Annotated in this window: 21 protein-coding genes; 9 read left to right on the forward strand and 12 right to left on the reverse strand. The window is 60.8% G+C overall.

Features of this window, described 5'->3' with window-relative positions; translation table 11 throughout:
* Window positions 1–201 precede the first annotated feature (201 nt).
* The gene (locus V8Z65_RS17025; protein WP_338721339.1) at window positions 202–1,203 is read left to right on the forward strand and encodes a Gfo/Idh/MocA family oxidoreductase; all 1,002 of its coding nucleotides are present in this window, start codon (window positions 202–204) and stop codon (window positions 1,201–1,203) included.
* 39 nt (window positions 1,204–1,242) lie between these two features.
* On the forward strand, window positions 1,243–1,899 hold the full coding sequence (locus tag V8Z65_RS17030; protein ID WP_338721341.1) for a GntR family transcriptional regulator: 657 nt from the start codon (window positions 1,243–1,245) through the stop codon (window positions 1,897–1,899).
* Window positions 1,900–2,093: 194 nt separating this feature from the next.
* On the opposite strand, the gene V8Z65_RS17035 is transcribed toward V8Z65_RS17030, so the two are convergent.
* Entirely contained in the window at window positions 2,094–3,695 is a 1,602-nt protein-coding gene (locus tag V8Z65_RS17035; protein ID WP_338721342.1) for a beta-xylosidase, read from the reverse strand.
* Between the two features lie 325 nt (window positions 3,696–4,020).
* Between V8Z65_RS17035 and V8Z65_RS17040 the strand changes: the two genes are divergently transcribed.
* The 5 genes from V8Z65_RS17040 (at window position 4,021) to V8Z65_RS17060 (ending at window position 9,689) form a co-directional block, all read left to right on the forward strand.
* The gene (locus V8Z65_RS17040; protein WP_338721343.1) at window positions 4,021–5,910 is read left to right on the forward strand and encodes an ABC transporter substrate-binding protein; all 1,890 of its coding nucleotides are present in this window, start codon (window positions 4,021–4,023) and stop codon (window positions 5,908–5,910) included.
* Between the two features lie 64 nt (window positions 5,911–5,974).
* Complete coding sequence (locus V8Z65_RS17045; protein ID WP_338721344.1) at window positions 5,975–6,979, forward strand: ABC transporter permease; 1,005 nt, start codon at window positions 5,975–5,977, stop codon at window positions 6,977–6,979.
* 3 nt (window positions 6,980–6,982) lie between these two features.
* Window positions 6,983–7,840, forward strand: a complete 858-nt coding sequence (locus V8Z65_RS17050) for an ABC transporter permease (protein ID WP_338721345.1) — start codon at window positions 6,983–6,985, stop codon at window positions 7,838–7,840.
* 2 nt (window positions 7,841–7,842) lie between these two features.
* Entirely contained in the window at window positions 7,843–8,859 is a 1,017-nt protein-coding gene (locus tag V8Z65_RS17055; protein WP_338721346.1) for an ABC transporter ATP-binding protein, read from the forward strand.
* Window positions 8,856–9,689, forward strand: a complete 834-nt coding sequence (locus V8Z65_RS17060) for an ABC transporter ATP-binding protein (RefSeq protein WP_338721347.1) — start codon at window positions 8,856–8,858, stop codon at window positions 9,687–9,689. Before V8Z65_RS17055 ends, V8Z65_RS17060 begins: the two co-directional genes overlap by 4 nt.
* A 49-nt stretch (window positions 9,690–9,738) precedes the next feature.
* Here V8Z65_RS17060 and V8Z65_RS17065 read toward each other — a convergent pair whose 3' ends face one another.
* The 7 genes from V8Z65_RS17065 to ugpB form a co-directional block, all read right to left on the reverse strand.
* Window positions 9,739–10,536, reverse strand: coding sequence for an HAD-IIB family hydrolase (locus tag V8Z65_RS17065; RefSeq protein WP_338721348.1), 798 nt, complete (start codon window positions 10,534–10,536; stop codon window positions 9,739–9,741).
* On the reverse strand, window positions 10,533–11,303 hold the full coding sequence (locus V8Z65_RS17070; protein ID WP_338721349.1) for a DeoR/GlpR family DNA-binding transcription regulator: 771 nt from the start codon (window positions 11,301–11,303) through the stop codon (window positions 10,533–10,535). Before V8Z65_RS17070 ends, V8Z65_RS17065 begins: the two co-directional genes overlap by 4 nt.
* 20 nt (window positions 11,304–11,323) lie before the next feature.
* Window positions 11,324–12,070, reverse strand: coding sequence for a glycerophosphodiester phosphodiesterase family protein (locus V8Z65_RS17075; RefSeq protein WP_338721350.1), 747 nt, complete (start codon window positions 12,068–12,070; stop codon window positions 11,324–11,326).
* A 29-nt stretch (window positions 12,071–12,099) separates the two neighbouring features.
* A complete protein-coding gene (locus tag V8Z65_RS17080) occupies window positions 12,100–13,137 on the reverse strand; it encodes a sn-glycerol-3-phosphate import ATP-binding protein UgpC (protein ID WP_338721351.1) in 1,038 nt (345 codons plus the stop codon).
* A gap of 3 nt (window positions 13,138–13,140) precedes the next feature.
* Complete coding sequence (gene ugpE, locus V8Z65_RS17085) at window positions 13,141–13,989, reverse strand: sn-glycerol-3-phosphate ABC transporter permease UgpE (RefSeq protein ID WP_338721352.1); 849 nt, start codon at window positions 13,987–13,989, stop codon at window positions 13,141–13,143.
* A gap of 11 nt (window positions 13,990–14,000) precedes the next feature.
* Window positions 14,001–14,885: a sn-glycerol-3-phosphate ABC transporter permease UgpA gene (ugpA, locus tag V8Z65_RS17090; RefSeq protein ID WP_338721353.1), complete on the reverse strand. Its 885-nt coding sequence runs from the start codon at window positions 14,883–14,885 to the stop codon at window positions 14,001–14,003.
* 104 nt (window positions 14,886–14,989) lie between these two features.
* Window positions 14,990–16,315 (reverse strand): sn-glycerol-3-phosphate ABC transporter substrate-binding protein UgpB, encoded by a 1,326-nt coding sequence (gene ugpB / locus V8Z65_RS17095; RefSeq protein WP_338721354.1) that lies wholly within the window; start codon window positions 16,313–16,315, stop codon window positions 14,990–14,992.
* A 283-nt stretch (window positions 16,316–16,598) separates the two neighbouring features.
* On the opposite strand from ugpB, the gene V8Z65_RS17100 reads away from it, so the two are divergent.
* Window positions 16,599–18,260: a Na/Pi cotransporter family protein gene (locus V8Z65_RS17100; protein ID WP_338721355.1), complete on the forward strand. Its 1,662-nt coding sequence runs from the start codon at window positions 16,599–16,601 to the stop codon at window positions 18,258–18,260.
* Window positions 18,261–18,266: 6 nt separating this feature from the next.
* Here V8Z65_RS17100 and V8Z65_RS17105 read toward each other — a convergent pair whose 3' ends face one another.
* On the reverse strand, window positions 18,267–19,034 hold the full coding sequence (locus V8Z65_RS17105; protein ID WP_338721356.1) for a FadR/GntR family transcriptional regulator: 768 nt from the start codon (window positions 19,032–19,034) through the stop codon (window positions 18,267–18,269).
* 153 nt (window positions 19,035–19,187) lie between these two features.
* On the opposite strand from V8Z65_RS17105, the gene V8Z65_RS17110 reads away from it, so the two are divergent.
* The gene (locus V8Z65_RS17110) at window positions 19,188–20,579 is read left to right on the forward strand and encodes a M20/M25/M40 family metallo-hydrolase (protein WP_338721357.1); all 1,392 of its coding nucleotides are present in this window, start codon (window positions 19,188–19,190) and stop codon (window positions 20,577–20,579) included.
* 95 nt (window positions 20,580–20,674) lie between these two features.
* Here V8Z65_RS17110 and V8Z65_RS17115 read toward each other — a convergent pair whose 3' ends face one another.
* The 3 genes from V8Z65_RS17115 to deoD all read right to left on the reverse strand — a co-directional run bounded on the left by V8Z65_RS17115 (window position 20,675) and on the right by deoD (window position 22,449).
* Window positions 20,675–21,031, reverse strand: coding sequence for a DUF1304 domain-containing protein (locus tag V8Z65_RS17115; RefSeq protein WP_338724061.1), 357 nt, complete (start codon window positions 21,029–21,031; stop codon window positions 20,675–20,677).
* A 69-nt stretch (window positions 21,032–21,100) separates the two neighbouring features.
* On the reverse strand, window positions 21,101–21,736 hold the full coding sequence (locus V8Z65_RS17120) for a hypothetical protein (protein WP_338721358.1): 636 nt from the start codon (window positions 21,734–21,736) through the stop codon (window positions 21,101–21,103).
* Window positions 21,736–22,449, reverse strand: a complete 714-nt coding sequence (gene deoD, locus V8Z65_RS17125; protein ID WP_338721359.1) for a purine-nucleoside phosphorylase — start codon at window positions 22,447–22,449, stop codon at window positions 21,736–21,738. The genes V8Z65_RS17120 and deoD overlap by 1 nt, the downstream gene beginning before the upstream one ends.
* Between the last annotated feature and the right edge of the window lie 41 nt (window positions 22,450–22,490).

Here is a 22,490-nt window from a genome sequence, read left to right on the forward strand (position 1 = left end):
ATCCTCCCCGCCGACATCCTTTGCGGCAATTTTCGTCATTCCTACAGTGAAACAAGGTATTGTCAATAATATGTTGGCCGAAAACGCGCGCCTCTCATTGCGGATAGGGCGAAAATGCACTTAAATTCAGCAGAAGACGCTTTGGACGCCGAAGCGTCGATCCCGTTCAAACGGACCGAATTATTGACAAGAGGTGATTGAGTGCGCATCGGAGTGGTTGGAGCGGGCTGGGTCACGCAATATCATCTGCCCGCCTGGCAACGCGTCGAGGACGCAGAGGTCGTCGCCATCTGCGACCCTGACCCCAAGGCGCTGGCAACACGGGCGGACGTCTTCGGTATTGGTGGCCGCTATGCAAGCCTGGAAGCAATGCTGGCCAGCGAAAAGCTCGACGCGCTCGATATTGCCACGCCCCGCCAGTTTCATGCCGACAATATCCTGGTCGGACGTGATCACGGCCTGCCGATGCTGTGCCAAAAGCCGCTGGCCACGGATCTGGAACAGGCGCGCGACCTGGTGCGCCGGGTCAATAGTTCCGTTCCTTTGATGGTGCATGAGAACTGGCGGTTTCGCCCATATTATCGCGCCCTGCGCGCCTGGATCGAGGAAGGCCTCTTGGGCGACCCGATCGCCGCGCGGCTCGATTTCCATTCCAGCGGCATGCTTGCCGACGCCGAGGGATTGCGGCCTGCCCTGGCGCGGCAGCCCTTTTTCCGCCGGGAGGCCAGGCTTCTGGTCATGGAAGTCTTGATCCATCATCTGGATAGTCTGCGCTATCTCCTGGGTGAGCTCGATCTGCATCTGGCGCGCCTGGGGCGCAGCAATGATGAGATCATCGGCGAGGACAGCGCCATCCTCTCGTTGACACGGCGTGACGACGGGCTGCCGCTGACGATCTCGGGCAATCTGGCGGTACACGGCGCGCCACCGGCGCCGGTTGATCAATTGTGGCTCTGGGGATCCCGAGGCACCATCCATCTTGATGTTTCGGTCCTGCGCCTTTTTGGGCCTCAGCCGCGCGAGCTGCGCTTTGATCCGGCACAGAGTTATCAGGCCGCCTATGATGGGGCCATCGCCCATTTCGTCACCGCCCTGCGCAATAAAGAGCGATTTGAGACGGAGGCCGCCGACAATCTCAACACATTGGCGCTGGTCGAGGCTGCCTATCGTATCAGTGGATTTAAACCCGCCGCCGCGATCTGATAGGAACGGTATTTGAACGTTGCGCTTGAGGGGCACGCCATGTCTGATCTGGACACTGATATCGAGCTTGATGACGAGCGCATCGTGCGGGCATTGGAGGAGGACATCATCTTCGGTCGCCTGGCGCCCGGCGCGCGCCTCACCGAAGATTCCCTGCTCTCCCGCTTCCCCGTGACCCGGCATTTCGTGCGTCAGGCTCTGGTTCAGCTCGAGCAGATGGGCATCGTCGTGCGCGAGCGCAACAAGGGCGCCACCGTGCGCTCGCTGACGCCCGACGAAGTGCAGCAGATCTATGCCGTGCGCGAACTGGTGCAACGCCAGGCGGCGCTGCTCATTCCCTTGCCGGCGCCGCAATCGCTAGTGGATGAATTGCTCGCTATCCATAAAGAGCACGGCGAGCATATCGAGAGCGGATATCTGCGCGGCGTGCATGAGACCAATGACCGTTTTCACCTGACCCTGTTTGGTGCCTGCGGCAATAAATATCTGGTCCAGACGATTGAGCTGTATATGCGCTACAGCCTGCCGGTGCGGGCCAATTCCATGGCGGATCGGCAAGCGCTCGATATTTCACACAGTCAGCACAGGCTGATGATCGAGATGCTGCAGGGGCGGGACAATTGGGTCTTGGCCCAGCTCTGCGTCGACCATCTCCAACCCTCCAAGCGGCGCTATATCGATCTGGTCGGCCACTAGAGCCGGTCGGGTTGAAATGTTCTGTCGCATATTCGCACCAGGAAACCGCCACGCGCTTTTCCTGAACATGCCCCAGAAGAGGTCCGATACGCCCCATCTGGCGGCGGCAATTGCCTCTTGCGCTCAAGACCGGTTGCAAAAGCACCCGAAAAGGGGCCGCGCCACCGGGAGGTTGGGGCGCGGCCGTGCCGGCCTTAATAGTCGATACGAAGCAGTGAGACGCCTTGTCGGGGCAGAGTGGTGACAAGGGTCGCAGCGCCAGAGGACGCATCAACCGTGCCGGTTTCGAGGACGGCGAGTTGACCTGCGGCCTCGAGTTTCCTGAAGTCCTCGCCGATCACCGATTGGGGCGAGCCCATGGCCTGCCAAACGCCGAATGAATTGGAGTGGTCCTTGTCCATGCGATAGTGGGTCAGCGTGTGCCGCCCCGCAGGCAGGTTGGACAGGCTCACGGTCACATTGGCCGCACCGTCTTCCACATCGTCATCGTGATAGTTCCACACAAGGATCGAGACACCCCCATCATCGCGGGTGGCGACGGCGTTGACATCGGGCTGCTCGCGCACGCCATGTTCCATGATAGCCTGCACATCCAGCGCGTGGTCCGACGTTGCCTCGATCCACTCGCCCTTGAGCTTGCCGAGCATGCGGAAGCCATTGAGTACGGCCTTGTCGACACCGTTCGTCGCCAGGTCGCGGAAGCCGTCATACCAGGGCTGGTCCTCGAACAGGAATGCCCAGGTGACGGCACCCTCGATTTCGATGCCGGCACGCTGGCTGATCTCGTAGGTGCGGATCATGCTTTCCACCACATAGGCGCCATAAAGCGGACCATTGCGATAGCCGTTCTGCGGATGGACCCGGGCCGAACAGGCCGCGCACCCTTCCGGATCGGATTCGCCGATAACGGTAGGCAGGTGCTTGAGGGTCGGGAATTCGTTGACAATGGCCAGATTGGCTTCGATGTCGCGAAGGTGCTTGTGCAGCCCCATGCGCACATGATCCTTCCAGATCACCGGATTGCCCTTGGCGTGAAAGGCGATGAAGTCGATGGGCGACTTGTTGTCGACGACATATTGCAGGAATTCGCGGAGGAATGCCTGGGCCTTTGGATTGTTGAAGGCGCCGCAGGTATGCGGGCCGCCGACACGCGCACCAGGGAGGGCCGCCTTGATGGCCTTGGCAGTGACATCATACATATCGCAAAATTCGCGAACGGTGCCCTTCCAATAGAGCCCGTCAGGCTCGTTCCACACCTCCCAGGGCCATGTCAGAACCTTGTCCTGGCCGTAGCGATCGGCCAGGTGTCGCGCCCAGGCATGGACAAGGTCGCCCCATTTCTTGAGGTCATTGGGGGGATTGGCCCATCCGGTCATGATGGTGGCGTACTTATCCTCGGGCGACCAATTGTGCTTATAGGGGCCGGGATCGTCGGACAGGGCTTCCGGCATGAAGCCCACCTGGATCAGAGGGATATTGCCGGCCTCGACATAGGCATCGAAGATCTGGTCCATAATGGTCCAGTCATAGACAGGATTGCCGTTCCCATCCTCCGTATAGGCATTGGTCGAGCCCCATTTCAGCGCATATTTCCCGTCCCCTGACGTCAGCAAATTATGCGTGCGGATGCGGGGCGGCTCGGGGCTGAGTTCGGTCAGCTCCTTGAGCAGCTTCTTGCCATTGTCGGTATTTGTGTAATTCGGCTCGTCATAGCCGAACCAGTTCCACAATGGCCGATACGCGCCGCGGCTCGCGCCTGCATCGACCGCGATGCGGACGTCATAAGTCGCTGTCATCTGAATTTCTCCACCCTTGAACCCGGGACAAGATCGCCACTCCGGGCGGCAATCATCGATATATAGCCTATCGCCACACTCTAGTTTGTCAATAATATAGATCGAGATTCGAGCCAGAACAGCGCAAAACCACGATTAATCCGAACAGCAGACGCATTTTTGTCGATAATCCTGTTGCTCTGGCGCCGGAAATTGTCGATAAAGGGCGCGGACCGGGGTTGCAGGAGGAGTCTGTGCGCTCCGTGTCGAAACAAGGAAGGCGGCCGAGCCGGGCATTGGCGTCCGGCAGTCGCTGTCCGCTAAGCGGGCTTCAGGAGGATCGACCATGCTATTGAACAAGCTGGCCGCAGCCGCACTTGCCATCGCCGCGTCGGTGATGCCGGTTGCCGCCCAGGATTTTATTGCGGGCATTCCCCGCGAAGAGGCGCTGATCATTCAGGGGCCAGCGGCCCAGAATGCCGAATGGTTCAATCTATGGGCCCCCGGCGGTGGCGCCAGCAATAATGGTCTGCAGCAGCTCACCGCCGACACATTCTGGTTCATCAATCCCGATGGCACGGGCGATGCGGCCTGGACCAACGCCCTGGCCTCGGACAAGCCGATATATAATGAGGACTTCACCGAGATGACGGTGAAGCTCAAGGAGGGCATCTATTGGAGCGATGGCGTCGAATTCACGTCTGACGACGTCGTCTATACCGTCGAGACCCAGATCGCGCATCCGGGCATGGGCTGGAGCGCGCCCTTCACCGTCAATGTGGACAGCGTTGAGGCGCCGGATCGCAATACCGTGGTCTTCAAGCTCAAGGCACCCAATTCCCGCTTCCACACGCTTTTCACCGTGCGCTGGAACGCGGCCTGGATCATGCCCAAGCATGTCTTTGAAGCGGTGGACGATCCACTCACCTACAATAACAATCCGCCGGTCTCGCTCTCGGCCTATCAGCTCCACAGCTATGACACGGCTGGCAATTGGGTGATCTGGAAGCTGCGCGACGACTGGCAGCGCACCTCAATCGGCATGGAGCTGAGCCAGGAGCCGGAGGTCAAATACGTCGTCTACCGCAATGCCGGTAACCCGGATGCGCGCGTCATCGAGCAGATGAACCACAATCTCGACGTGATCAACGACATTGCTCCCGAAGGCATGTTCACCATCGCCCGCGATGCCGGCGAGAACACCAGATACTGGTTCCCCGGCTTCCCCTTTGCCCATCCCGATCCGACACTGCCTTCCGTGCTGTTCAATCATCAGCGCGAACCCTTTGCCGACAAGGATGTGCGCTGGGCCCTGGCGCTGATGATCGATATCCGCTCGGTATCCATGGGCTCCTATCGCGGCGCGGCCAATCTGGCAGCGCTCTCGACCCCGCCCACCGGCACAGCCATTACCGATTATTATGTACCGATGCAGGACTGGCTCGCCAATTTCGAGCTCGATACCGGCAATGGCACCATCAAGCCCTATGACCCGACCATTTCCGAACAGATCGCAGCGCTGGTGAAGCCGCAATGGGGCGACAGCATCCCCGACGATACCGACCAGCTCAAGCGCATGTTCGGTTTCGGCTGGTGGAAACAGGATCCCGCCGCTGCCACAGCCCTGCTGCAAAAGGCCGGTTTCACCAAGAACGGCAATCAGTGGCTCAAGCCCGACGGGACCCCTTTCACCATCAAGCTGATGGTCGAGGGTGACAATATCCCGACCCTGGCCCGCGCCGGCACCATCATCGCCCAGCAATGGTCGATGGAAGGCATCCAGACCACGGTCGATGTGGCCGGCCCCACCAATGGCCAGCGCCTGGGCGGCGGTGACTTCGACGTCGCCATCTACTGGACGGTCGAGACCTGGGGCGGTCACCCCGACCTCTCCTTCTTCCTCGAAAGCTATCACTCGGACTTCATCAAGCCGCCGGGTGAAACACAGCCGCCGCGCAACCTGACGCGTTGGGAAGACGAACGCCTCGATGCCATCATCGAAGCCAACCGCACGGTAAACTTCGACTCGCCTGAGGTCGCCGAACTCGGCATGGACTATCTCAAGCTGGCCGTGGAAGAGATGCCGTTCATTCCGCTCATGGCCTACAATAAGTTCGCGCCGTTCGACACCACCTATTGGACCGGCTATCCGAGCGCCGCTGATCCCTATTCGGCCTCCGGTCCGTTCTGGTCGAACCTGCGCTACATGATCGTCGCGCTCAAATCGGCCCAATAGTGCCTGCGGGCGGGGTCACAAGGCCCCGCCCGCTTTTCACCACACATACCAGAGCGGACCCCCGATGGACGGCTTTGCCAAATATCTCGGCCGGCGCCTCTTCCAGTTCTTCCTTGTGATTTTTCTGGGTGTTTCGCTGGCCTTCCTGATCACCAATCTCTCACCGGTCGACCCGGTGGAGCAGTCAGTGGCCCTGATGACCAATTTCGGTGCAACCGATCCGCGCTCGGTCGAGCTGATGCGCCAGGCATTGCAGGAACTCTATGGCCTGCAGGGTTCCATGCTCGAGCAATATCTGGCGTTCTGGGGCCGCGTCATTCGTGGCGATTTCGGGCCATCCCTGTCCGCCTTCCCCACCCCGGTCATGTCGCTGATCATGGGCGCATTGCCCTGGACCATCGGCCTGCTCACCCTGTCGCTGGTGATCAGCTGGAGCCTGGGCAATCTGCTCGGCGCGCTGGCCGGCTATTATCGCTCAAATCTGCTCCTGAAGCTCTCGGGCGCCGCCGTCATGGCGCTGCATCCGGTGCCCGCCTATATTATCGGGCTGTGCCTGCTGCTGGCCTTCGGTTTCATCTGGCCCATCCTGCCCATATCGGGCGGCGCGCAGATGAATTTGCAGCCCGGCCTGACGCTCGATTATCTGCGCTCGCTGATCCTGCACGGCACTTTGCCCGCACTGACCCTGGTGTTTGTTGGGCTGGGCAGCTGGTTCATTTCCATGCGCTCGCTGGTCTCCAACATCGTCACCGATGACCATGTGGTCTATGCCGAGCTTGGTGGCGTGTCCTCCAACAAGATCTTCTCCCAATATGTGGCGCGCAATGCCCTGCTGCCGCAATTGACGGGTCTGGCCCTCAGCCTGGGCAATGTCTTTGGCGGGGCCGTGATCACCGAATTCCTGTTCAACTATCCCGGCGTCGGCCGGTTGATGATCCAGGGCATCTACCGGGGCGACTATGCCCTGGTGCTCGGGGTCACCACCATTTCGATCATCGCCGTCGCCGTTGCCGTATTCATCATCGATCTGATCTATCCGCTGATCGATCCGCGCGTGAGGCTGAGCTGAGCCATGTTCAAGATTCTGCGCGACCTTTTGCGCTACAATATCGAATTCGCCATCGGCTTCGTGCTGACCTTGGCCATCTTTCTGTTCGCGCTCGCCCATTTCTGGGCGCCGCTTCCGGACACCGCCATCTATCTCCTGCCGCCCGACATGCCGCCATCGGCCCAATACTGGTTCGGCACCACTTCGCGTGGCCAGGATGTGCTTTGGCAGATGAGCTCGGCGATCTGGAACACGATGCTGTTCGGTCTCACCGTTACAATACTCAGCCGTCTCCTGGCCGTCGCCATCGGCATGCTCTCGGGCTATCTCGGCGGCCGCTGGGACCAGGCGCTGATGACGCTCAACGACACCATGATCGCCCTGCCCAATATTCCCATCCTGCTGCTGGTCTATTTCGTCATGCGCGACTCGATGAGTTGGCCGGTTCTGGCCGCGACGGCCGCATTATTGGGCTGGAACTATGATGCCCGCCTCATCCGCTCGGTCACGCTGAGCCTGCGCAGCCGCGAATTTACCCGCCATGCCGTTTTTGCCGGCATGAGCGTGCCGCAAATCCTGGTGCGCCAGCACCTGCCTTACGTGATGCCGGTCATCTTCTTTACGGCGATGAACAATCTCATCTGGGCCATTGGCCTCGAAGTCACCCTGTCCGTGCTGGGCTTTTCCGACATCAACCGCCCCACCATTGGCGGCATGATCTATTGGGCCAACCAGCACCAGGCCATCATTGCCGGTATCTGGTGGTGGATCGCCTTCCCCATCATCGCCATTGTCCTACTGTTCCTCGGCCTGTTCCTGCTCGCCATATCGGTCAATGAATATATCGATCCGCGCAGCCGCCTGAGCCGGATGGGAGCCTGAACATGCTTGATACTCTCCAGGCGCCGACCACCACCAATTCCGTGCTGCGCGTCGAAGGCCTCAAGGCCTATTATCAGATGAACTATTTTGGCGTCCGCCGCGAAGTGCGCGCCGTCGATGATGTCAGCCTGACCATCAACCGCAACGAAATCTACGGCATTGCCGGCGAGTCCTCGTCCGGAAAGTCCTCATTGATCAAGACCATTGCCGGCGCGATCACGCCGCCTTTGCGGGTCGTGGAAGGCTCGGTCAAATTCGAATTCGGCGATCGCACCCTCGATGTCTATGCTGATCCGCGGGCCATGAAGGCGGCGCGTTGGCAGAATTTGAGCTACATCATGCAAGGCTCGATGAACGTGCTCAATCCGGTGCGCCGGGTCAAGCACGCCTTCTACGACTTTGCTTTCAAGCATATGGGGCTGTCCGAGACGGCTTTTCGGGCGCGCGTCGAGACACATCTCGAGCGCATTGGTCTGGACCCGCGCGTACTTGAATCCTTCCCCCACCAACTCTCAGGCGGCATGCGACAGCGCCTGACCATCGCGCTGGCCACGGTCTGCGAGCCTGACTTCATCATTGCCGACGAACCCACCACCGCGCTCGATGTGCTGGTGCAGCAGGATGTGCTGGCCTTGATCAAGGATATCCAGCAGCGCATGGGCGCATCCATCATCTTTGTGACCCATGACATGACAGTGCATGCCGCCATCGCGGACCGGATCGGCATTGTCTATGCCGGGCGGCTGGTGGAAGAAGGGCCGACGCTCGACGTATTCCGCCACCCGCAACACCCCTATACGGCACATCTGATTTCGAGCCTCCCCCGGATTGGCGACAACAAGAAGCGCAGCGCATTGCCGGGAAAACCGCCCAATCTGGCCGAGCCCCCCAGCGGCTGCCGTTTCCATCCGCGCTGCCCGCTGGCCGTGGACAAGTGCAAAAGCGAAAATCCGCCTCTCGTGGCGCGGCAAACCGGCCGCGTCGCTTGCTGGCGCGCCGGGGAGGTGCAGGTCGCATGAGCGCGCTTCTCGAGCTTAAAAACGTCAACAAGGACTATCGGATCGGTGGATTTTTCGACCGCGCCACGCTGCGCGCCGTCAAGAATGTCAGCTTCACCCTGGACGAGGACAGGCCGGAAATCTTCACCATTGTCGGAGAGTCCGGCAGCGGCAAGACCACAACGGCGCGCATGATCCTGGGAGATGAAACGCCAACCAGCGGCACTTTGCGGTTCATGGGGCAGGATATCGCCGCGATCCGCGGCCGCGCTGACAGACTCAAATTCATGGCCCGGGCACAGCCCATCTTTCAGAACCCGTTCGAAGCATTCAATCCGCTGACGGCCATCGACTATTTCCTGTTCTCGACGGCAAAGCGCTTTCTGGGCCTCAAGGACAAGACCGCGATAGATGCAGCGACCGACAAGGCCCTCAACCATGTGGGCCTGTCGCTGGCCGAAGTGCGCGGGCGCTATTCGCATGAGCTCTCCGGTGGGCAATTGCAGCGTATCGCGGTGGCCCGCGCGCTGATCCCGGAGCCCAAGCTGATCGTTGCCGACGAACCGGTATCCATGGTTGATGCGTCGCTGCGCATGTCGATCGTCAATCTTTTCCGTGACCTCAGGGACCGGTTGGGCGTATCGATCATCTACATCACCCATGACCTCTCGACGGCCTATTACATTTCCGACCGCGTCATCATCATGCACAGGGGAGATGTGGTGGAAGCGGGCGTGGCCCAGGACGTGCTGGGCAATCCGCAACATGCCTATTCAAAAGCATTGAGCCGGGCCGTGCTGCCGCCGGATCCTGAAGCGGCCCGCAAGATCATCATGGCCAAGATCACCTAGCAGGCGGCCTTGGCAACAATTGCGCATCGCCAAAGCTGACTGACGCACGCTATCGGCGACGTGCAAGATCGTGTTGGACGGTCCTGGCGGCGACAATTGCTTTTGCAATGGCCGCAAAGCCAAGGCCGGCTTCGTCGGCAGCAATCCAGCGCGGCCGGGCCGAAAGCTGCGGCAGGATCGGCAGGATATTGGCCACCCCGAACGAGTTCTGGATCAATGCGAACATGGGCGCGTCATTGCGCGAATCGCCGACAAAGCTGACCTGACGGCTCAAATCCGCCACACCAATCCCCATTCGCTGTAACAGGCGCTCGCTCATGGTCCGCTTGTTATACGACCCCAGCCAGGTGTTGATATGCACCGAACTGATGGCCACGCTGCCACCAATGGCCCGGATGCGCTCGGCCAGACGGTCCACTTCGGCGGGCGGGGCGTCGATAATGTCGATGGCAACATCGGCGAGGCGAAGCCTCTGGTCATGTGCGAGGCGAAAAGCGCCCAAAAGCGGATGGATATCCGCCAGGTGCTTCGATTGACGTTCGGCCTGGCGGGCTTCATCATCCCAGAATTCAATATCAACGCGGTTTTGCCGGGCGGTCATGCTGAAGGCGCCGCTCTCCCCGATCACGGCGGCGACGGGCCATGCGCGCACGATATGCTCGCACCAGCCCGCCGACCCCCCGGTCACCGGAACGACGGCAATACCCGCATCGCTCAAATCCCACAGGGCCTGATAGGTCTGGGGCAGCAGGCGGCCGCCCGTTGTCAGGGTGTCGTCAATGTCGGTGAACACCAGGCGGATATCGCGCAGGTCTTCACTTTCCGGCCCCGAACCAAGAAAGCTCATCCATCCGTCCCGCAGCGTTCCACATGGATGCCGGCCGCGTCCAGGGCGTCACGCGCCCGCCCCTGGTCCGGTAGCTTATCGGTATAGAAATGGGACACGGCCGAAAATGGCGCGACGCGCACCGAGGCATCCCGCGTCCACTTGCTGGCATCGGCGACCAGAAACTGCTGGCGCGCGTTTTCGATCAGCTTCATGGTCACCTGCGCCTCCGAATAGCTGAAGTCGAGTATGCCTTTGGCTGCGTCCAGGGCGCCGGCGCCGATCACGGCATGTGACGCATAGAATTTGTCGAAATAGTGCAGGACATCGGCCCCCACCACGTCGCGGTCATTGTGACGCAGAATGCCGCCCGTCATATGCACTTCGATCTGGGGGGCCCCGCTCAGCGTCAGAACAACATCGATATTATTGGTCACGACGCGCAGCGCGCCATGCTCGCGCAGAGCCGCAGCGACAAACTGCACCGTGCTGCCGATCCCCATAAAGACCGTGGAGCCGGACGGGATGGCCGCAGCGACGTGCCGCCCTATGGCGCGTTTCGCCCCGGCATTGAGCGCGGCGCGGGCATTGACCGAAATGTTCCTCGCCCCGACCGGAACGTCGACACCGCCGTGAAAGCGGCGCGCGAAACCCTGATCACAAAGCGCATTGATGTCGCGCCGGATGGTCTGGGTCGTCAACTCATAGCGCTCGGCCAGCTGCTCGATATATTGAGCACCCTCGGCCTCGATCAGGGTCAGAATATTGCGTTGTCGGTCCGACAGCATGACCGTAGCCGCCCCCTCTCCTAGCGCAGGAACAATGCCGGATTGTCGGTAATGACACCGGTCAATCCAGCATCCCAGAACGAAACCAGTTCCATCGGGTTATTGCAGGTCCAGGCGCGTACCTTGATGCCCCGTTTTGCCGTCTCTTCGAGTAAGCCAATGCTGAGGGCCTTGTAATGCATATGGATGGTGGCGGCGGGGATAGCCGCGAGCTGGGCTTCCCAATCCTCCGGCGGACGCCCCCAGAGCATGGCCATTTCAAGCCCCGGTTCACGCCGATGCATGGCCGCCAGCGCCAATGGGTCAAAGCTCGAGATCATGATCTCGGTTACCGCCGAGCGGGTACTGATGGACGCCTCGACAGCCTCGATAAGCTGATCGAGCGACTTGTGGTGCTTATGCTGCTTGATCTCGACATTGGCACTGAGATTTAACCGTCCGAGTTCGGCGATCACCGCGTCGAGAGTGGGCAGGCGCTGCCCCGCATAGTCCGGGCCAAACCAGCTTCCCGCATCGAGATGGTCAAGGTCCGCCCGCGTCAGATCGCCGAGCGAACCTGAACCGGATGTCGTGCGATCCACACTGTCGTCGTGAATAACGACAAGCGTGCCGTCACCCAGAAGCGCTACGTCGAGCTCGACCCATTTGGCCCCCTGTTCGGCGGCGAGCTGGAAGGCGGCCAGGGTATTTTCCGGCGCCAGGGCCGATGCGCCGCGATGGGCCTGCACTTCGTTGCGGGAGGGTCCTGGAAGGGTGTTGCTGGTCATGGCGTCTGCCGGGGTTCGAGGTCGTGATACTAGATAGTGTCTGTCCGGCGACCGCTTTCGCGGTTGAACGGATGGATGTCCTGGGGACGCGCAAACATGTCAATTGGCGCCCCTTCCTCAAGTGCCGGCCGTCCATGCACGGTCAAGATAATGGCCTGCTCCACATCCGGTATCCGGATGTGGAGATGACTTTCTCCCCCCACCGGCTCGAGCAGCTCCACCGTTCCGCTCAGGGTCAGCACGTCCCCACCCGGGCGCTCAAGATGGATCTGGTCGGGCCTCAGGCCGACAATGTCGGTGCCGGCACCCAGGTTCACACCCTTGCCCAGCGCCGCAACCGGGATCAGGTTCATCGGTGGCGAGCCGATAAAGCCGGCCACGAACAGGGTCGCGGGACGGTCATAAACCTCGGTGGGTGTCCCGATCTGTTCGACCAGGCCCCCATTCATCACCACCAGGCGATCGGCCAGCGTCATGGCTTCGAGCTGATCATGGGTGACATAGAGGCTGGTGGTCTTGAGGCGGCGCTGCAATCGCCTGATCTCCACCCGCATCTGCACCCGAAGCTTGGCATCGAGATTGCTGAGCGGCTCGTCGAAGAGAAAGGCTGCCGGCTCGCGCACGATGGCACGGCCCATGGCCACGCGCTGGCGCTGGCCGCCCGAAAGCTGTCGCGGCTTGCGATCGAGCAATGCGCCGATCTCGAGAATGTCTGCCGCTTCCTGAACGCGACGGTCGATTTCGGCCCGCGGCGTACCCCGGTTCTTGAGGCCGTATTCGAGATTGCCGCGCACGCTCATATGCGGATAGAGCGCATAGTTCTGGAACACCATGGCGATGTCGCGCTCGGCCGGTTCGGCGCGGACCACATCCTTGCCGCCGATCTCAATCCGGCCCGAGGTGACGGTTTCAAGGCCCGCCACCATGCGCAGCAGGGTGGATTTGCCGCAGCCGGACGGCCCGACCAGGACGATCAGCTCCCCATCGGCGACGCTGAGATCGATGCCTTTGACCGCCGGCACATTGCCGTAATTCTTCTTGAGGTCGACCAGGTTGATGGTTGCCATGATTTATTTCTCCGTATCCACCAGGCCTTTGACGAACAGGCGCTGCATGAAGATGACGACAAGGACGGGGGGCAGCATGGCCAGGATCACCGAGGCCATGACGAGGTTCCACAAAGGTTCGGAATCGGCGGTCGCCGCCAGGCGCTTAATGCCCATGACGACGGTGTAGTAGCGGCTGTCGGTGGTCACCAGCAGCGGCCAGAGATACTGCACCCAGCCATAGATGAAGAGGATGACGAACAGCGCCGCGATATTGGTCCGGCTCAATGGCAACAGGATATCACGGAAGAACTTCATCGGACCCGCCCCATCGACGCGGGCCGCCTCCATCAACTCATCCGGGACCGTCAGGAAAAATTGGCGGAACAGGAAAGTGGCCGTGGCCGAGGCAATAAGGGGCAAGGTCAGCCCCACATAGGAATTGAGCAGGCCCAGATTGGCGACGACGGCGAAGGTGGGAATGATGCGCACCTCGACCGGCAGCATCAGCGTGATGAAAATGATCCAGAAAGCCAGAAGCCGGAATGGGAACTTGAAGAACACGATCGCATAGGCCGACAGCAGCGAGATCGCGATCTTGCCCACCGCAATGATGACGGCGATGATGGTGGAATTCATCAGCATGATCGAAAGCGGCGGGGCACCGGCGGTCGAAATGCCTTCAGTGAGCATGCGGCCGTAATTCTCGGCCATATGCGGTCCGGGCAGGAGCGGCACCAGGCCGCGCATGAAGTCGCCGCTGCCATGGGTGGAAGCGATGAAGGCGAGATAGACCGGGAAGACGACGATGACGACGCCGGTGATCAGCATCAGATGCGTGAGGACACTGAGCCAGGGGCGATTTTCTACCATTGTCCGGGCTCCTAATACTGCACGCGCCGCTCGACATAGCGGAACTGAATGGCGGTGAGGGCGATGACGATGAGCATCAGGACGACCGACTGGGCGGCGGACGAACCGATATTGAGGCCAAGGAAGCCGTCGGCGTAAACCTTGTAGACAAGGATATTGGTGGCCTGGTTCGGCCCGCCATTGGTGGTGGCGTCAATCAGGCCGAACGTGTCGAACATGGCATAGTTGATGTTGACGATGAGCAGGAAGAAGGTGGTTGGCGAGAGGAGCGGAAAGACGATGGTCCAGAACCGTTTGAACGGTCCTGCTCCATCGATGGCCGCAGCCTCGTTGAGCGCCTGGGGCACCGACTGCAACCCGGCAACGAAGAACAGGAAATTGTACGAGATCTGTTTCCAGCTCGCCGCGATGACGACCAGGATCATGGCCTGCGCCCCATCGACACGATGGTTCCAGCTGATGCCGAGGCCACGCAGCAGATAAGGCGCGATACCGATCGTGGGGTTGAACATGAACCACCACAGAATACCGACAACCACGGGGGCCACCGCATAGGGCCAGACCAGCAGGGTCGTGTAGACGCGATTGGTCTTGATGACGCGGTTCACCGCCACGGCCAGCAAGAGCGACAGGCTCATGGACAAAAGCGTCACCGACACCGCGAAAATGGCCGTCTTGGTCAGCGCATTGACATAGCCGGGCTCGGAAAACAGGCGCGTGTAATTTTCAAACCAGATGAATGTGGTTCGAAAGCCGAAAGGGTCTTCGCGTTCGAAGGAGGATTTGACCGCCTGGGCAGCCGGCCAGATGAAAAAGATCAGCGTCACGGCAAGCTGTGGTGCCAGCAAGGCATAGGGCAGCAGCTTGTTTGGAAAGATTGTGCGCTTGGTTTGCATGGACTGAAAGCTCCCCCGACAGTCACACCCGAATGGACCGGGCGGCCGTTGGCCGCCCGGATGGACCACCCCGGCACCGATGGGCCGGGGTGATCGCGGGAGGTTCAGCTATTGGCCGCTTCGAAGTCGCGCAGGATCTGGTTGCCGCGCTCCACCGCGGCGTCCAGCGCTTCCTGCGCCGTCTTGCTGCCCGAGAGCAGCGCCTCGAATTCCTCATCCACTACCGTGCGGACCTGGGTCAGATTGCCGAAGCGGATGCCCTTGGAATTGGCCGAAGGCGTGCCGCGGGTGATCTGGTTGATGGCAATGTCGGAACCGGGATTGGCTTGGTAATAGCCCTGTTCCTTGCCCAGTTCATAAGCCGCATTGGTGATGGGCAGGTAGCCGGTTGCCTGGTGCCACTGCGCCTGCACTTCGGGGCTCGAAAGATAGGTGAAGAACTGGGCGACGCCCTTATAGACTTCCGGGTCCTTGCCATTGAGCGCCCAAAGGGTCGCGCCGCCAATGATCGAGTTCTTGGGTTCCTCGATCACATCCTCATAATAGGGGAGCGGCGCAAAGCCGACCTCGAACTCCTTGGCATTGTTGATGACACCGGCCCGCGAGGCCGAGGAGTTCATATAGATGGCGCATTCCTGCGCGTAGAATTTCGGCGGAGCATCGCCCCCGCCCACCGGGCCGCCATATTCAAACAGCCCTTCATCGGCCCATTTCTTCAGGTTTTCCCAGTGCTTGACCTGGACAGGACCGTTGAAGGTAAATTCGGTCCCCAGCCCACCAAAGCCATTTTCGAGCGTGCCATAGGGCTGGTCATGAATGGCCGAGAGGTTTTCGAGCTGCACCCAGCTGACCCAACCTGTGGTGAAGCCGCAGGGGGCCGCTCCCGATTCCATGATCTGCCGGCTCATGGTCTCGAGCTCTGCCCAGGTCTTGGGCGGCGTTTCCGGATCGAGGCCAGCCTTCTCGAACACGTCCTTGTTGTAATACATGATGGGCGTCGACGAGTTGAACGGCATCGAGAGGATATTGCCCTCGGTGTCGGAATAATAACCCGTCACCGGCGCCAGAAACGCGCTCGGGTCCCAGGGCTCGCCATTGTCGGCCATGAGCTTGTAGACCGGGTTCACGGCGCCCTCGGCCGCCATCATGGTGCCGGTGCCCACTTCGAACACCTGGACGATCGCCGGCTGCTCATTGGCGCGGAAGGCCGCAATCGCGGCCGTCAATGTTTCGGGATAGGTGCCCTTATAGCTGGGCACCACCACAAACTGGTCCTGACTATCGTTGAAGCCCTGGGCAATCGCTTCTAGCCTTTGCCCGAGTTCAGCGTCCATGGCGTGCCACCAGGCGATCTCCGTCTGCGCCATCACGGGTGTGACGGCCATTACGGCGGCCAATCCTGCGGACAGGAACAATGCGTTCTTGAACATGCTCTCTCCCTTTTATTGTTCGCTGAGGCCTCCCTGCCTCAGGACGAAGAAGGATTCGTACCGACCAGAGCGCGTTTTGCAACCGAAAAATGTTCAAATGAACATTCGCCCCGACGAAGCGTTCGGCCTGGGGGCAACACATTTGTGTTTTATCAGGAACTTACCAGGTGGCCGGGCTGGCGGCCTCAAGATTGTGCCGAGCGTGTTGCGTAATTCGTGTTCGTGTGAACATTATGCAGGTTCGTCCCCGAACGCTGGGGCGGGAGGGAAAAGAGACGGTTTGATGTATTTCATCATCGTGCATCTGGTGGCGGCAATCGTGCTGTTGCTTTGGGCCGTTCGCATGGTGCGCACCGCCGTGGAACGTGCCTATTCGGCCCAGCTCAAGCGCACCTTGGCCCGAGCAGAAAGGAGCGCCTTTTCCGCCGCATTGGTCGGTGCGGCCATGGCCATCGCACTCCAGAGTTCCACCGCTGTCGCCACATTGGCATCCGGTTTTGCCTCGGGGGGATTGCTTGCAGGGGCCACGGGCCTGGCTTTGGTGCTGGGCGCCTATTTCGGCTCTGCCATCGTGGCCAGCATTCTCTCGTTCGACCTGTCCCTGCTATTGGCGCCGCTCATCATCATCGGAGGCACGCTGTTCCTGCGTGGCAGCTCCCGCCGGACCAAGCAATTGGGCCGCATGATCCTTGGGGTGGCCTTCGTCCTGCTCTCGCTCGAAATGGTCTCGGAGGCGACGACGCCCTGGCGCGATAGCGACATTCTCGAGGTCGCAGTCAGCTATCTGCGCGGCGATCCCTGGACCGGGTTTCTGGTAGCCGCCGCCGTCACCTGGCTATCCTATTCTTCGGTGGCCAGCGTGCTGGTCATCATCACCTTTGGTGCCGCCGGAATCATTCCGCTCGAAATTGCCGCTTCGCTGGTTTTGGGCGCCAATCTGGGCGGAACGCTGATCGCCTTCGGCATGACGCGGGGCGGAGATGTGCGCGCCCGCCGCATTGCCATTGGCGCGGTGATGTTGCGCGGCGGCGGGGCATTGGCTTGCCTCATCCTGCTGCAATTCCTGCTGCCATTGCTTCCCGTCTTGCCCGGCAATGTCGGGCAACAGGCAAGCCTGCTCCATATTGCCTTCAACCTCGCCATATTGGTGATCGGGCTGCCATTGGCCGCCCCCTTGACCCACCTGCTCGGACGTATGGTGCGCGAGGCGCCGGCCAGCGAAACCGCGGACGTCACCCGCTTTCGCCAGACCGCCTTGGCAAACGAGCATCAGGGCAATGTGGACGTCGCCCTGGCCAGCGCCATGCGCGAATTATTGCGCATGAGCGAATTGGTCGAGGTCATGCTTCAGCCGGCCATCGAAATCCTCAGGACCGATGACAAGGCGGCCATCCGCCGGGTCAAGGCCCTGGAACCCGAGGTGGATCGATCGAACTCCTCGATCAAGCTGTTTCTCGCCCAGCTCGACTGGGAAAGCATGGAGAACGACCAGGCGCGCCGCGCTTCGGATCTCAGCAATTATGCCGTCAGCCTCGAACAGGCCGCCGATATCATCGTCCGGCAATTGCTGCGGGTGGCCGACCAGTTGCAGGAGCGGCGCCTGACGTTTTCGAGTGCAGGTTGGGGAGAATTGATTGACCTGCATGCGCGCGTGATGAGCAATCTGCAATTGGCGCTCAACGTGCTCGTATCGGAAGACGTGGACTCCGCCCGTCAATTGGTTGCCGAAAAGGACGCCGTCGGCGTTCTGGAGCGCAAGAGCATGGGCGATCATTTCTCCCGGCTGCGCTCGGGCAATCCCAATAGCTTCGAGACCAGCGAATTGCATCTGGAAACCGTGCGATCGCTGCGGCGGGTCAACTCGCTCATCTGTGGCATCGCCTATGCCATCCTGAGCGAGCGCGGCGAACTGCTCAATTCCCGGCTGGTGCGGCACCCGCTCTGAACTGTCCTATTCGCTGTTTTCCATCCGCCCGGCCGCGCGGTCGAAGCCCTGGGCGATGGCGTCGCGCATGGCCAGCCGCGCACTCTGCGCATCGCCGTCGCGAATCGCCTCGGCAATGCGCCGATGCACGCCGACCGTCACCTCCAGCGCTGCCGGATCGTTGACGGGGGAAGAAATGGTGAAAGCCGCCGTCAAGGCCATTTCCACCAGCGCGCTGATCGAGGCCATGAACGGATTGCCCGAGGCTTCGGCCACGGCTTTGTGGAATTCGAGGTCATAACGGGCGAAATCGGCCGGCGTTTCCGAACTGGCCATCTTTTCGACCCACCCGATCAAGGCCTCCGCCTCCTCGGCGCCGCAGCGTTCCGCCGCCAGGGCCGCAGCCTCGATTTCGATACCGATGCGCACCTCGGCCAGGCTTCTTAAAAACCCCACTTCCGGCCCCAGCTCGAAGAACCAGGCCAGCACATCGGCATCGAACAGGTTCCAGCGATTGCGCGGCAAAATACGCGTGCCAATGCGCGCCCGGGCCTCGATCAACCCCTTGGCGGCCAGGGTCTTGAGGGCTTCGCGCAGCACTGTGCGCGAGACCTTGAAACGCTCCAGCAATTCGCTGTCCGATGGCAGGATTTCGCCCTCGGCATACTGGCCCGACACGATGGCCAGCCCCAGTTCCCAAAGCACGTCCGAATGCAGATTGCGCGCCGGATTGCGGCCGGAAAGCGAGGCAATCAGATCCCCCGAATGTCGCGCGCGTCCACCGGACCTGTCCATACCAACCCCATTCAACCCATATAACCGGCAGACCTAACCACACACGCATTAGTATGACAATAACACCGTTCCATATGCCACTGGACAGCGCCGCGCGGCCCGCGCGATGGTGCGCCACCGCTCCAAGACGGATTCGCATAAAGGATGACCGCCATGACCAGCCCCGCCCCAATCGACACTGTTCTGGCCGCCGTCGATCAGGGCTTTGAGCAAAGCCTGGAACGCTTGTTTCACCTTCTGCGCATCAAATCCATCTCAACCGATCCCGCCTTTGCCGCCGAATGCCAGAAGGCGGCCGACTGGATCGCCGGTGAACTGACAGATTTGGGTTTTGCTGCCTCCGCCCGACCCACGCCCGGCCATCCCATCGTGGTTGCGCACGGCCCCGAACAGCCGGGCCCGCATGTGCTGTTTTATGCCCATTACGATGTGCAGCCCGTCGATCCGCTGAACCTGTGGCACACCGATCCGTTCGAACCGGCGATCGTTGAGCGCGATGGCCGCAAGGTGATCGTGGCGCGGGGCGCATCGGACGACAAGGGCCAGATGCTGACCTTTATCGAAGCCTGTCGTGCCTGGAAAGCGGCCACCGGCTCGCTGCCCATCCGTATTTCGATGATGCTCGAAGGCGAAGAGGAAAGCGGCGGCAAAAACCTGCCGCCCTTCATGCGCGAGCATGCCGAGGAACTGAAAGCCGATATCGCCCTGGTCTGCGACACCGATATGTGGGACCGCCAGACGCCCTCGATCACCACCATGCTGCGTGGCCTGGTCGCCGATGAAATCGAAATCACCGCCGCCAACAAGGACCTGCATTCAGGCATGTTCGGCAATGCGGCCCGCAATCCCAACCAGGTTCTGGCCGACATTATTGCCAGCCTCCGCGCCCCTGATGGTTCGGTGACCCTGCCCGGCTTTTATGACGACGTGGCCGAAATCTCACCCGAACTCAAAGCCCAATGGGCGGGCCTGGGTTTTGATGAAAAGGCCTTTCTGGGCGAAGCGGGCCTCTCGGTTCCGGCTGGCGAACAAAGCCGCTCGGTGCTCGAAATGCTCTGGGCACGCCCGACCTGCGAAATCAACGGCATGATCGGCGGCTATACCGGCGACGGCTTCAAGACGGTTATTCCGGCCAAGGCATCGGCCAAGATTTCCTTCCGCCTGGTTTCGGGCATGCAGCCGGACAAGATCCGCGCCGCCTTCCGCGCCCATGTGGAAAAGATGGTGCCGCCCGATTGCTCGGTGACATTCACGCCTCATGGCGGTTCGCCGGCCATTACCGTGCCGGCGGATGGCGAATATCTGCAAAAAGCGCTGCAGGGCCTTTCGGACGAATGGCACAAGCCCGCCGTTATCACCGGTTCGGGCGGCTCCATCCCGGTGGCAGGCGATTTTAAAAAGATCCTCGGCCTCGACACGCTTCTGATCGGCTTTGCCCATGTGGACGACCAGATCCACTCGCCTAATGAGAAATACGATCTCGAAAGCTATCACCGCGGCATCCGCAGCTGGGTGCGCGTGCTGGGGGCGCTGGCCCGGGGCTAGGAGCAACACCGCCCCCCACCCTCAATCCCTCCCCCTTGTGGGGAGGGTAGCGTCGCTTGGCCCAGAGGGCAGCAGCAGAGCCGGGGTGGGGATCTTTACGCCAACATCACTGCAATAATCGCGATCACCGCCGGCACGGTCTGGACGAACAAAATTTTGCGGCTTGATGTCACTGCGCCGTAAAGACCAGCCACCGCCACACAGGCGAGGAAGAAGATCTGGATCTGCCAAGCAAACTCGGCGACCGGATAGACCAGCCCCCAGATGAGACCGGCGGCCAGAAAGCCGTTATAAAGACCCTGATTGGCCGCAAGCACTTTGGTTTGCTCGGCAAATTCGGGCGTCAGCCCAAAGGCGTTATGGCCGCGCGGCGTCGCCCACCAGATCATTTCGAGCAGCATGATATAGATATGGATCAGGGCCACCAGCCCCACCAGGATCATCGCGATAATGGCCAAGATCGGCCTCCTTGTATGTTCGTTACATGTGCCGGCGCAAAGCTGACAGAGCGGATGACGCTTTCATCCGTTGAGTTTACCTAACAGCTTTTCAAGGCGTGCGCGCTTTGAGCGTTGGCTGATGGTTTCGAGCCGGTTGCGAATGGTTTCAATCAAGCCCGGCTTTTCCGCCGGCGTCACCACGCTGGCTGTTTCCTCGGCATAGGTGGGGAACTGGTTCGGCGCCGCGTCCTTCAATCGCTCCACCAGGATCGGCACGGCCTTCTCGGCATAGCCCGCCCGCGCCAGCTTGGTCAGGAGGGACGTGCAGCGATCCTTGGCGATGACCGAACCGCGATCGGCCGCTTCGATGATTTTGGGCAGTTCCGCCGCGATTTCGTCGGCGCGGAGTTCAGCCACCGCATCCAGCGCCTGCATCGCCCCCCAGACCTGACGATTGGTCCGGCTGCCCAGCGCTTCAAGAAAGACCGGGCAATAGCCCCCGATCAGGTCCGGATTGCGTGCGCCAATCTCGTAGAGCACCTTCATAGCATCATTGCGTTGCCGCACTGTGCCCTCGCGAACCAGATCGACCAATTCTCCAATGGCCGCCTTATCCCCGGACCCGACAATCTCTTCAGCCAGTTCGACATTGGGCACCTCGTCGCGCCGGTCCATGGCGCCTGAGAGGCGGTCCGCAATGCGAATTGCGCGCGCCATCAGGCGTCCACCGCTACGTCCAGAGCCAGTTCCACCATATCCTTGAGCGAGGTCTGCCGCGCTTCCGCGTCGATCTCCTCATGGGTGATCAGGCAATCGGTCATGGTGCAGATGGTCAGCGCTTTCACACCGAACCGCGCCGCCAGCGTATAGAGTGCCGCCGCCTCCATCTCGACGCCGATCACCCCATGATCGGGCAGCTTGTCGTAACCGGCAAAGCCGTCGGCATGGTAGAAAATGTCCGAGGAAAGCATATTGCCCGCATGATAGCGCAGCCCCCTGGCATCGGCCTTGTCCGCGGCCGAGCGCAACAGACCGAAATCGGCAATCGGCGCAAAATTGAAGGCCCCGAACCGGCCCTTGACGATGGAGCTATCGGTCGAGGCGCCTTGCGCCAGGATCACGTCACGCACTTTGACATTGGCATTGAGCCCGCCGCAGGTGCCCACGCGAATGAGCGATTTGGCGCCATAGACATTGATCAGCTCATGCACATAGATCGAGAGCGACGGCTGGCCCATGCCCGAGGCCTGCACCGAAACCGGCTTGCCTTTCCAGGTGCCGGTAAATCCAAGGCAATTGCGCACCGAATTGACCAGTTTCGGGTTCTCGAAAAACGTCTCGGCAATCCATTTGGCCCGCAGCGGATCGCCCGGCAGCAGCACCGCTTCGGCATAATCGCCCGGCTTGGCGTGATTGTGCGGCGTGGTCATGAGCCTCTCCCGGTTTTGTCCGTTTGGTCAAAGTAGTGCCA

Source organism: Devosia sp. XK-2, assembly GCF_037113415.1.
Lineage (GTDB): Bacteria > Pseudomonadota > Alphaproteobacteria > Rhizobiales > Devosiaceae > Devosia.

Coding starts and splice junctions, on each gene's coding strand:
- V8Z65_RS17035 (WP_338721342.1), bottom strand. CDS start 3,695: ATGACAGCGACTTATGACGTCCGCATCGCGGTCGATGCAGGCGCGAGC.
- V8Z65_RS17105 (WP_338721356.1), bottom strand. CDS start 19,034: ATGGACAGGTCCGGTGGACGCGCGCGACATTCGGGGGATCTGATTGCC.
- ugpE (WP_338721352.1), bottom strand. CDS start 13,989: ATGGTAGAAAATCGCCCCTGGCTCAGTGTCCTCACGCATCTGATGCTG.
- V8Z65_RS17075 (WP_338721350.1), bottom strand. CDS start 12,070: ATGACCAGCAACACCCTTCCAGGACCCTCCCGCAACGAAGTGCAGGCC.
- V8Z65_RS17120 (WP_338721358.1), bottom strand. CDS start 21,736: ATGGCGCGCGCAATTCGCATTGCGGACCGCCTCTCAGGCGCCATGGAC.
- deoD (WP_338721359.1), bottom strand. CDS start 22,449: ATGACCACGCCGCACAATCACGCCAAGCCGGGCGATTATGCCGAAGCG.
- V8Z65_RS17060 (WP_338721347.1), top strand. CDS start 8,856: ATGAGCGCGCTTCTCGAGCTTAAAAACGTCAACAAGGACTATCGGATC.
- V8Z65_RS17065 (WP_338721348.1), bottom strand. CDS start 10,536: ATGAGCTTTCTTGGTTCGGGGCCGGAAAGTGAAGACCTGCGCGATATC.
- V8Z65_RS17100 (WP_338721355.1), top strand. CDS start 16,599: ATGTATTTCATCATCGTGCATCTGGTGGCGGCAATCGTGCTGTTGCTT.
- V8Z65_RS17110 (WP_338721357.1), top strand. CDS start 19,188: ATGACCAGCCCCGCCCCAATCGACACTGTTCTGGCCGCCGTCGATCAG.
- V8Z65_RS17040 (WP_338721343.1), top strand. CDS start 4,021: ATGCTATTGAACAAGCTGGCCGCAGCCGCACTTGCCATCGCCGCGTCG.
- V8Z65_RS17045 (WP_338721344.1), top strand. CDS start 5,975: ATGGACGGCTTTGCCAAATATCTCGGCCGGCGCCTCTTCCAGTTCTTC.
- ugpB (WP_338721354.1), bottom strand. CDS start 16,315: ATGTTCAAGAACGCATTGTTCCTGTCCGCAGGATTGGCCGCCGTAATG.
- V8Z65_RS17030 (WP_338721341.1), top strand. CDS start 1,243: ATGTCTGATCTGGACACTGATATCGAGCTTGATGACGAGCGCATCGTG.
- V8Z65_RS17050 (WP_338721345.1), top strand. CDS start 6,983: ATGTTCAAGATTCTGCGCGACCTTTTGCGCTACAATATCGAATTCGCC.
- V8Z65_RS17070 (WP_338721349.1), bottom strand. CDS start 11,303: ATGCTGTCGGACCGACAACGCAATATTCTGACCCTGATCGAGGCCGAG.
- V8Z65_RS17080 (WP_338721351.1), bottom strand. CDS start 13,137: ATGGCAACCATCAACCTGGTCGACCTCAAGAAGAATTACGGCAATGTG.
- V8Z65_RS17055 (WP_338721346.1), top strand. CDS start 7,843: ATGCTTGATACTCTCCAGGCGCCGACCACCACCAATTCCGTGCTGCGC.
- ugpA (WP_338721353.1), bottom strand. CDS start 14,885: ATGCAAACCAAGCGCACAATCTTTCCAAACAAGCTGCTGCCCTATGCC.